9 protein-coding genes are annotated in these 10,140 nt (G+C 69.3%); 2 read left to right on the top strand and 7 right to left on the bottom strand.

The annotated features are described in order from the left end of the window. Positions 1-252 precede the first annotated feature (252 nt). From ABZ624_RS29670 to thyX, 3 genes are all read right to left on the bottom strand, one after another. Positions 253-1,938, bottom strand: coding sequence for a ribonuclease J (locus ABZ624_RS29670; protein WP_360095522.1), 1,686 nt, complete (start codon positions 1,936-1,938; stop codon positions 253-255). Positions 1,939-2,094: 156 nt separating this feature from the next. Next, a complete protein-coding gene (gene dapA, locus ABZ624_RS29665; RefSeq protein ID WP_360095519.1) occupies positions 2,095-2,994 on the bottom strand; it encodes a 4-hydroxy-tetrahydrodipicolinate synthase in 900 nt (299 codons plus the stop codon). A 221-nt stretch (positions 2,995-3,215) separates the two neighbouring features. Then, positions 3,216-3,965 (bottom strand): FAD-dependent thymidylate synthase, encoded by a 750-nt coding sequence (gene thyX, locus ABZ624_RS29660; protein WP_360095516.1) that lies wholly within the window; start codon positions 3,963-3,965, stop codon positions 3,216-3,218. 170 nt (positions 3,966-4,135) lie between these two features. Between thyX and ABZ624_RS29655 the strand changes: the two genes are divergently transcribed. Continuing rightward, on the top strand, positions 4,136-4,372 hold the full coding sequence (locus ABZ624_RS29655; protein ID WP_360095513.1) for a hypothetical protein: 237 nt from the start codon (positions 4,136-4,138) through the stop codon (positions 4,370-4,372). 88 nt (positions 4,373-4,460) lie between these two features. Beyond that, a complete protein-coding gene (locus ABZ624_RS29650; RefSeq protein ID WP_360095510.1) occupies positions 4,461-5,015 on the top strand; it encodes a hypothetical protein in 555 nt (184 codons plus the stop codon). A 204-nt stretch (positions 5,016-5,219) separates the two neighbouring features. Here ABZ624_RS29650 and ABZ624_RS29645 read toward each other — a convergent pair whose 3' ends face one another. Genes ABZ624_RS29645 through ABZ624_RS29630 form a run of 4 tightly spaced genes read right to left on the bottom strand, consistent with a single transcriptional unit; the run spans position 5,220 to position 10,063 of the window. Further along, complete coding sequence (locus ABZ624_RS29645) at positions 5,220-5,672, bottom strand: tetratricopeptide repeat protein (protein WP_360095507.1); 453 nt, start codon at positions 5,670-5,672, stop codon at positions 5,220-5,222. A 13-nt stretch (positions 5,673-5,685) separates the two neighbouring features. Next, the gene (dapB, locus tag ABZ624_RS29640; RefSeq protein WP_360095504.1) at positions 5,686-6,438 is read right to left on the bottom strand and encodes a 4-hydroxy-tetrahydrodipicolinate reductase; all 753 of its coding nucleotides are present in this window, start codon (positions 6,436-6,438) and stop codon (positions 5,686-5,688) included. 26 nt (positions 6,439-6,464) lie between these two features. Further along, the gene (locus ABZ624_RS29635) at positions 6,465-7,844 is read right to left on the bottom strand and encodes a pitrilysin family protein (protein ID WP_360095502.1); all 1,380 of its coding nucleotides are present in this window, start codon (positions 7,842-7,844) and stop codon (positions 6,465-6,467) included. Continuing rightward, positions 7,841-10,063: a polyribonucleotide nucleotidyltransferase gene (locus ABZ624_RS29630; RefSeq protein WP_360095499.1), complete on the bottom strand. Its 2,223-nt coding sequence runs from the start codon at positions 10,061-10,063 to the stop codon at positions 7,841-7,843. The genes ABZ624_RS29635 and ABZ624_RS29630 overlap by 4 nt, the downstream gene beginning before the upstream one ends. Positions 10,064-10,140: the final 77 nt, after the last annotated feature.

Raw genomic sequence — 10,140 nt, 5'->3', positions numbered from 1 at the left:
TATCAGATCTTTTCTCGATCCGATTTCCTCGGTGCTTTCCAGGTTCCCGCTCTCGCGTTTCCCTTTCCGGCGGTTCCGACTTTATCAGAAGTTCTGAGTCGGTTTTCCCACCCGCTCCGGGCACCTGTGTCCAGCGCATGAAGTGCTGGGGTTCCCGGTTGGGCGGAGCCGTAAACGTACTGGAGCAGGGCGCCCCGATGCAAATCGAGGCGCCCCGCTCCGGACTCGCGTCGGCCGGCTGCCGACGGTGCGTCAGACCTCCACGACCACCGGGAGGATCATCGGCCGGCGGCGATAGGTGTCCGAGACCCACTTGCCGAGGGTGCGGCGGATGAGTTGCTGGAGCTGGTGGGGCTCCACGACACCGTCCTGGGCGGAGCGCTCCAGCACCTCCGTGACCTTCGGGAGGACATCGGCGAAGGCCGCGTCCTCGATACCGGAGCCGCGGGCCTGTACGTGCGGGCCACCGGTGATCTTTCCGGTGGACGAGTCCACGACCACGAAGACCGAGATGATGCCCTCGTCGCCGAGGATCTTGCGGTCCTTGAGCGCCGGCTCGCCGACATCCCCGACCGAGAGGCCGTCGACGTAGACGTAACCGGCCTGGACCTTGCCGGAGATCTTGGCCTTGCCCCCGACCAGGTCGACCACCACACCGTCCTCGGCGATGACGATCCGGTCGTGCGGGACGCCCGTGAGCGCTCCCAGCTCGGCGTTGGCGCGCAGGTGGCGCCATTCCCCGTGCACCGGCATCAGGTTCTTCGGGCGGCAGATGTTGTAGAAGTACAGCAGCTCGCCCGCGGACGCGTGGCCGGAAACATGCACCTTTGCGTTGCCCTTGTGGACCACGTTGGCGCCCCAGCGGGTCAAGCCGTTGATCACCCGGTAGACCGCGTTCTCGTTTCCGGGGATGAGCGAGGACGCGAGGATGACCGTGTCGCCCTCGACGATGCGGATCTGGTGGTCGCGGTTGGCCATGCGGGACAGGGCCGCCATCGGCTCGCCCTGGGAACCCGTGCAGACCAGGACCACCTCGTGGTCGGGCAGGTCGTCCAACGTCCTGACGTCGACCACCAGGCCCGGCGGGACCTTCAGGTAGCCGAGGTCGCGGGCGATGCCCATGTTGCGGACCATGGAGCGGCCGACGAATGCGACCCGGCGGCCGTACTCGTGAGCCGCGTCCAGGATCTGCTGGATGCGGTGGACGTGGCTGGCGAAGCTCGCCACGATGATCCGCTTGCGGGCGCCGGCGAAGACCTGCCGCAGGACGTTGGAGATGTCCCGCTCGGGCGGGACGAAGCCCGGGACCTCGGCGTTCGTGGAGTCGGCGAGGAGGAGGTCGATGCCCTCCTCGCTCAGCCGCGCGAAGGCGTGCAGGTCCGTGAGGCGGTTGTCCAGCGGGAGCTGGTCCATCTTGAAGTCGCCGGTGTGGACGACCATGCCGGCGGGAGTGCGGATGGCGACCGCGAGGGCGTCCGGGATGGAGTGGTTGACCGCGACGAACTCGCAGTCGAAGGGGCCGATGCGCTCGCGGTTCCCCTCCACCACCTCGAGGGTGTACGGGCGGATGCGGTGCTCCTGGAGCTTTGCCTCGATCAGGGCGAGGGTCAGCTTGGAGCCGATCAGCGGGATGTCCGGCTTCTCGCGCAGGAGGTAGGGGACGCCGCCGATGTGGTCCTCGTGGCCGTGCGTGAGGACGATGCCCTCGATGTCGTCGAGGCGGTCCCGGACGGACGAGAAGTCCGGCAGGATCAGGTCGATTCCGGGCTGCTCCTCCTCCGGGAAGAGCACTCCGCAGTCGACGATCAGCAGACGGCCGCCGTACTCGAAGACCGTCATGTTTCGGCCGATCTCGCCCAGGCCGCCGAGCGGGGTGACCCGCAGGCCGCCCTCGGGGAGCGGCGGGGGCGGGCCGAGTTCGGGATGCGGATGACTCAAAAGACCCTCCTCAGCACGCGCGCCACGTACCGGTCGGGCACGTGGCGCGCATGACGTTCGTGCAGAAGCAGTTGTCGTTGTGGGGTGCGGGCACCGGTGGCCCGCCGTCTTCTGTTGTTCTTCAGTTGTGAAGCCCGTGTGGTGCCAAGTCTGTTGTCAGAGCTGTACCCCGCCGGCAGCAAGATCGATCTTGAGCTGGGCGATCTCCTCGGGCGAGCACTCGACCATGGGCGAGCGCAGGGGTCCCGCGGGCAGTCCCTGGAGGGCGAGCGCGGCCTTGGTGGTCATGACGCCCTGGGTGCGGAACATGCCGGTGTAGACCGGGAGCAGCTTCTGGTGGATCTCGGTGGCCTTGACGACGTCGCCGGAGGTGTATGCGTCGACGAGGGCGCGCAGGTCGGGGGTGACGACGTGGCCGACGACCGAGACGAAGCCGACCGCTCCGACGGAGAGCAGCGGGAGGTTCAGCATGTCGTCGCCGGAGTACCAGGCGAGGCCGGACCGGGCGATGGCCCAGCTGGCGCGGCCGAGGTCGCCCTTGGCGTCCTTGTTGGCGACGATCCGGGGGTGCTCGGCGAGCCGGACGAGGGTCTCGGTGTTGATCGGGACGCCGCTGCGGCCGGGGATGTCGTAGAGCATGACCGGCAGGCCGGTGGCGTCCGCGACAGTCGTGAAGTGCCGGTACAGGCCCTCCTGCGGGGGCTTGTTGTAGTACGGCGTGACGACCAGCAGGCCGTGTGCGCCGACGCGCTCGGCGTCGCGGGCCAGCTCGATGCTGTGGTGGGTGTCGTTGGTGCCGACTCCGGCCACGACGTGGGCGCGGTCGCCGACCGCCTCCAGTACGGCTCGTACCAGATCCGATTTCTCCGCATCGGTGGTGGTGGGGGACTCGCCGGTGGTGCCGTTGATGATCAGGCCGTCGTTGCCTGCGTCCACCAGGTGGGCGGCGAGCCGCTGCGCGCCGTCGAGGTCGAGTGCGCCGTCCGCCGTGAAGGGCGTGACCATGGCGGTGAGGACCCGCCCGAAGGGGGTCTGCGGAGTCGAGGTCAGAGCCATGGGTAACACGCTACTCGGTGCTGAATACGTGGTCTGCCCGTGGGGTGCCTGGAAAGTCAGGACAAATGCGGAGCCCGGCACTGCCTGCTCGGGGGTTCAAGCAGTGCCGGGTCCGTTTGATCAGGCTAGATGAACTTCTCTAAATGCCGCAATACGGACACTTCGCCAGGCTGATCCGGACATCCGTTCCTGGTGCGCGAACAGAGCTTCGCAGGCGCTTCCTACGGGGCCACGCGCCCGTTCGCGTTGAAGGCGGCGTACGTGAGCGGCATGAGCTTCGCCCACTCCGCCTCCATCTGCTCGCCGACCATCTCGATCTCCCGCTGCGGGAAGGACGGCACCTTGGCCAGCTCGTGCTGGGTGCGCAGGCCGAGGAAGTGCATCAGGGAGCGGGCGTTGCAGGTGGCGTACATCGAGGAGTAGAGGCCGACGGGGAGGGCGGCCCGGGCGACCTCACGGGCGACGCCCTCGGCGAGCATCTTCTGGTAGGCCGCGTAGGACTGCTCGTACGACTCACGCAGGGTGCTGCTGACGGCCTCGCGCTGGGTCGGAGTGCCCTCGACGAAGACGTACTTGCCGGGGCGCCCCTCCTGTACGAGCTTGCGGGAGGCGTCGGGGACGTAGAAGACCGGCTGCAGCTCCCGGTAGCGCCCGGACTCCTCGTTGTACGACCAGCCGACGCGGTGCCGCATGAACTCGCGGAAGACGAAGATCGGGGCGCTGATGAAGAACGTCATCGAATTGTGCTCGAACGGGCTGCCGTGCCGGTCGCGCATCAGGTAGTTGATCAGCCCCTTGGAGCGCTCGGGGTCCTTCTTCAGCTCGTCGAGGGACTGCTCGCCGGCGGTGGAGACCCGCGCGGCGAAGAGGACGTCGGCGTCCGAAGCGCTGGACTTCACCAGCTCGACGGTGACGTCACTGCGGAACGTGAGCGACTCGGGGGTGGTCACGGGGGTTGGGGTCCTTCCCATCACAGCTGTGGTTCGCGCCCACCTTACGGGGCACCCGCACGGGCCACGGCAGCACCTCACCTCAGAAAACCCACCACGGATTTTTTCCGACATGGGCACCTTTTGTGTCAATCGAGCGTCTGTACCGATGAGGCCTGCTCGTTCGATCCCCGAAAGGAGACGTACCCACGATGTTCCGTCGCCGCGAGCCCGTACCCTTCGCCTTCCTGGCCGAGGCGGACCGGTTCCGCAGCAATGTCGCTCCCCCGCCCCGTCAGCGGGCGTCCATCGGCGAGATGGCCGGCCGCTGGCTGCTGGGTCTCACGATCGTCGCCGGGCTGGTGGGAGCCCTCATCATCGCCATGCCCGCGATGTCCATACCGTCCAGTACGCCGACCCAGCAGTCCCAGGCCTCCCAGGGGCACTGACCCTTCCGGCCGCCCACGGGTGGTGAGCCCGAACACCGGCGGATAGCCTCACCGGGCACAGCTCACACAAGGATTGTGAGGACCAGCCGTGCCCCTGTCCTTCCTGACGGCCGACCGGACCTTCGAGGCCGCCGCCGAGAGCGCGCTGCCGTACGACGACCGGGAGCGCTGGCGACGCCCCTACCGTCCCGGTCCCTGGCGTGTGGCCGCGGCTGCGCTGGTGCTGCTGTTCGCCTCCTTCGTGCTGTTCGCCGCGGTCGCCCTCGCCCTGACCGACTCGGTCTCCTCCGGTGGGGCGGTCTTCGTCGCGGCGCTCATGGTGATCGCCGGCGCGCTGCGGCTGCTGCGCATGGGCGTGTGGGTGAGCGGCCGCGGGCTGCGCCAGGTCGGTTTCCTGGTGACGCGTACGGCGCCGTGGGCGCGGGTGATCTCCGTGCGGACGGTGCAGCAGCCGGTGCGCTGGCTGGGGCTGCCACGGACGGTGCAGGGGCAGGCGCTGATGCTCGTACGCAAGGACCGGGCGGCCGGGGAGCAGGCGCCGCTGCTGACCACCCACACGCTGGACTTCCTGGGCCGCCCCGCGGCGTTCGACCGGGCGGCGGACGTGGTGGAGGCGTGGGCGGCGGAGTGCGGGCGCGCATGAAGGCCGTCGGCGGGCGGCGAACGGCGCCCTGCGCTGGTGCCGGCCGGGTCGGGATGGGGCGCTGCTCGCGGTGAGGTGCCTCCCCCAGGCACTGGGGGAGGCACGACTGCCCACCGCTACGGCGCCACGAAGGCCGACGGCATCGCAGCTACCCAGGGGCGCGGGGAACCGCGCGACCAGCCCACCCCGCACCCGCGGCCGGCTTCAGGGTCGGACTGGGCGGCCGTCGTGCAAGGCGATGGCCCTCTGCATCGCCTTGCGTGCGCGGGGGGTGTCCCGGGCGTCGTGGTAGGCGACGGCGAGGCGGAACCAGCAGCGCCAGTCGTCGGGGGCCGCCTCGGTCTCGGCCTTGCGCTTGGCGAAGACCTCGTCGGCCGAGTCGCGGTCGATCCGGCCGCTGGGCAGGCGCTTCAGCTCGTCGACCGGCAGACCGCCCTCGGTGTCGAGTTCGGCGGCGAGGGCGTTGGCCTTGCGGACGAACTGGGTGTTCTTCCACAGGAACCACAGGCCGATGACCGGGAGGATCAGCACCGCGACCCCGAAGGTGACGGTGACGACCGTGCCGGACTCGATGAGCATGACGCCGCGGCTGCCGACCAGGACGAAGTAGAAGACGAGGACGGCGGCCGTGATGAGGTAGGAGATCTTCGCGCGCATGGCAGGGTCTGTCTCAGCTCGGGTCGAGGAAGTGCTCCAGGCCGAAGGTCAGGCCCGGAGTGGTCACCACGCGGCGGGCGCCGAGCAGGATGCCCGGCATGAAGCTGCTGTGGTGCAGGGAGTCGTGGCGGATGGTGAGGGTCTCGCCCTCGCCGCCGAGCAGCACCTCCTGGTGGGCCAGCAGGCCGCGCAGGCGGACGGCGTGGACCGGGACCCCGTCGACGCTCGCGCCCCTCGCACCGTCCAGGGCCGTGGCCGTGGCGTCCGGTGCCGGTGCCGTACCGGCCGCCCGGCGGGCCTCGGCGATGAGCTGGGCGGTGCGCGTGGCCGTACCGCTCGGGGCGTCCACCTTGTTCGGGTGGTGCAGTTCGACCACCTCGACCGACTCGAAGTACGGCGCGGCGATCTGCGCGAACTTCATGGTCAGCACGGCCCCGATGGAGAAGTTCGGCGCGATGAGCACACCGGTCTCCGGGGACTGGTCCAGCCAGCCCTTCAGCTGCGCGAGGCGCTCCTCGGTCCAGCCCGTCGTACCGACGACCGCGTGGATGCCGTGACGCACGCAGAAGTCGAGGTTGTCCATGACGGAGTCCGGGGTGGTCAGCTCCACGGCGACCTGGGCACCGGCCGCCGTCAGCGTCTCCAGCGTGTCGCCCCGGCCGAGGGCGGCGACCAGCTCCATGTCCTCGGCGGCCTCGACCGCCCTGACCGCCTCGGCCCCGATCCGGCCCTTGGCACCGAGGACCGCCACGCGCAGCTTGCTCATGTTCCTGCTTCCTAACCGGTGGTGTTTCAGGCGACGGCGTCGTGCAGCCGCGCGGCCTGCTTGTCCTTCAGCGGGCCGATGACCGACAGCGACGGGCGCTGTCCCAGGATGTCGCGGGCGACCTCGCGGACCTCGTCCGGGGTGACCGCCGCCATCCGGTCCAGCATGTCGTCGACGGACATCTGCTCGCCCCAGCACAGCTCGCTCTTGCCGATGCGGTTCATCAGCGCGCCGGTGTCCTCGAGGCCGAGGACGGTGGAGCCCTGGAGCTGGCCGACGGCGCGGGCGATCTCGTCGTCGGTGAGGCCGTTGGCGGCGACGTGGTCGAGTTCGTCGCGGCAGATCCTCAGCACGTCGTGCACCTGGCTCGGCCGGCAGCCGGCGTAGACGCCGAACAGGCCGCAGTCGGCGAAGCCGGAGGTGTACGAGTACACGCTGTAGGCGAGGCCCCGCTTCTCCCGGACCTCCTGGAAGAGGCGGGAGGACATGCCTCCGCCGAGGGCGGTGTTGAGCACGCCCATGGCCCAGCGCCGGTCGTCGGTGCGGGCGAGGCCCGGCATGCCGAGGAGGACGTGCGCCTGCTCCGTCTTGCGGCCGAGCAGTTCGACCTTGCCGGAGGTGCGGATCGTACGGCGGCCGTCGCGCGGGGCGATGGGCTGCGCGTCCAGGTTGCCCAGGGCGCCCGCCTTCTCGAAGGCCGCGCGGACCTGTCGTACGACCTTGGCGTGGTCGACGTTGCCGGCGCAGGCGACCACGAGGTGGGTCGGGTCGTAGTGCTTCTTGTAGAAGCGGCGGATGCGGTCGGCGGTGAGGGCGTTGACGGTGTCGACCGTGCCGAGGACGGGGCGGCCGAGGGCGTTGTCGCCGAACATGGTGTGCGCGAACAGGTCGTGCACACAGTCGCCCGGGTCGTCCTCGGTCATGGCGATCTCTTCGAGGATCGCGCCGCGCTCGACGTCGACGTCCTCCTCGAGGATGAGGGAGCCGGTCAGCATGTCGCAGACGACGTCGATGGCGAGCGGCAGGTCGGTGTCGAGCACGCGTGCGTAGTAGCACGTGTACTCCTTCGCCGTGAACGCGTTCATCTCGCCGCCGACGGCGTCGATGGCGGAGGAGATGTCCAGCGCGCTGCGCTTGCGCGTGCCCTTGAAGAGCAGGTGCTCCAGGTAGTGCGTGGCGCCGTTCAGGGCCGGCGTCTCGTCGCGGGAGCCGACGTGTGCCCAGATGCCGAAGGTCGCGGAGCGGACCGAGGGCAGGGTCTCGGTGACGATGCGCAGGCCGCCCGGGAGGGTGGTCTTACGGACCGTGCCGATGCCGTTCTGGCCCTTGATGAGGGTTTGGGTACGGGCGACGGCCCGCGCCTCCGAAGAGGTGCGGGCCGTCGCCTTGGAGCTACGGGACGTCACTGCTCGGCGTCGTCCTTCGCCTCGTCGGAGGAGTCTTCCTCGCCCTCGATCACGGGGACGAGGGAGAGCTTGCCGCGGGAGTCGATCTCGGCGATCTCGACCTGGACCTTCTGGCCCACGCCGAGGACGTCCTCGACGTTCTCCACGCGCTTGCCGCCGGCGAGCTTACGGATCTGCGAGATGTGCAGCAGACCGTCCTTGCCGGGCAGCAGGGAGACGAACGCACCGAAGGTGGTCGTCTTGACGACCGTACCGAGGTAGCGCTCGCCGACCTCGGGCATCGTCGGGTTGGCGATGCCGTTGATCGTGGCGCGGGCGGCCTCGGCGGAGGGGCCGTCGGCGGCACCGATGTAGATCGTGCCGTCGTCCTCGATGGTGATCTCGGCGCCCGTGTCCTCCTGGATCTGGTTGATCATCTTGCCCTTGGGGCCGATGACCTCACCGATCTTGTCGACCGGGATCTTGACGGTGATGATCCGCGGGGCGTGCGGGCTCATCTCGTCGGGCCGGTCGATGGCCTCCATCATCACGTCGAGGATGTGCAGGCGGGCGTCGCGGGCCTGCTTGAGGGCCGCGGCCAGGACGGAGGCCGGGATGCCGTCCAGCTTGGTGTCGAGCTGGAGGGCGGTCACGAACTCCTTGGTGCCGGCGACCTTGAAGTCCATGTCGCCGAAGGCGTCCTCGGCACCGAGGATGTCGGTGAGGGTGACGTAGTGCGTCTCGCCCTCGATCTCCTGGGAGATCAGGCCCATGGCGATACCGGCGACCGGGGCCTTCAGCGGCACACCGGCGTTCAGCAGCGACATGGTGGAGGCGCAGACCGAGCCCATGGACGTCGAGCCGTTGGAGCTCAGCGCCTCGGAGACCTGACGGATCGCGTACGGGAACTCCTCGCGCGTGGGCAGCACCGGCACGAGCGCGCGCTCGGCGAGAGCTCCGTGGCCGATCTCGCGGCGCTTGGGGGAGCCGACGCGGCCGGTCTCACCGGTGGAGTACGGCGGGAAGTTGTAGTTGTGCATGTAGCGCTTGCGGGTCACCGGGGAGAGGGTGTCCAGCTGCTGCTCCATGCGGAGCATGTTGAGCGTGGTGACGCCCAGGATCTGGGTCTCGCCCCGCTCGAACACCGCGGAACCGTGCACCCGCGGGATGGCCTCGACCTCGGCGGCCAGCGTACGGATGTCCGTCACGCCACGGCCGTCGATGCGCTTCTTCTCCTTGATGACGCGCTCACGGACCAGGGCCTTGGTCAGCGAGCGGTACGCGGCGGAGATCTCCTTCTCGCGGCCCTCGAACTCCGGCAGGAGCTTCTCGGCGGCGAGCCCCTTGACGCGGTCCAGCTCGGCCTCGCGCTCCTGCTTGCCGGCGATGGTGAGCGCCTGGGCGAGCTCGGGCTTGACCGCGGCGGTCAGGGCCTCCAGGACGTCGTCCTGGTAGTCCAGGAAGATCGGGAACTCGCCGGTCGGCTTGGCGGCCTTGGCGGCGAGGTCGGCCTGGGCACGGCACAGGACCTTGATGAAGGGCTTCGCGGCGTCCAGACCGGCGGCGACGACCTCCTCGGTCGGCGCCTCGGCACCGCCCTCGACCAGCTTGATGGTCTTCTCGGTGGCCTCGGCCTCGACCATCATGATCGCGACGTCGCCGTCCTCCAGGACACGACCGGCGACCACCATGTCGAAGACGGCGTCCTCGAGCTCGGTGTGCGTCGGGAAGGCGACCCACTGGCCATTGATCAGCGCGACGCGGACGCCGCCGATCGGGCCGGAGAAGGGCAGGCCGGCCAGCTGCGTGGACGCGGACGCGGCGTTGATCGCCACGACGTCGTACAGGTGGTCGGGGTTGAGGGCCATGATCGTGGCGACGACCTGGATCTCGTTGCGCAGGCCCTTCTTGAAGGACGGGCGCAGCGGGCGGTCGATCAGCCGGCAGGTGAGGATGGCGTCCTCGGAGGGACGGCCCTCACGGCGGAAGAAGCTGCCGGGGATCTTGCCGGCGGCGTACATCCGCTCCTCGACGTCCACCGTCAGCGGGAAGAAGTCGAGCTGGTCCTTGGGGTTCTTGGAGGCGGTGGTGGCCGACAGCACCATGGTGTCGTCGTCCAGGTACGCCACGGCGGAGCCGGCGGCCTGCTTGGCCAGGCGGCCCGTCTCGAAGCGGATGGTACGGGTGCCGAAAGTGCCGTTGTCGATGACGGCCTCGGCGTAGTGGGTCTCGTTCTCCACTAGCGTTTTCTCCGTTACATATCGTCTTTCGTCCCTTGGCTGCCCGTGTGACAGGGGGACGGTGGTGGAGAAGCGCG

Origin of the sequence: Streptomyces sp. NPDC007205, from assembly GCF_040634095.1 — a bacterium.
GTDB lineage: Bacteria > Actinomycetota > Actinomycetes > Streptomycetales > Streptomycetaceae > Streptomyces.
Note: the sequence above shows the minus strand (reverse complement) of the source record. Positions and strands in the feature narration are given on the sequence as shown.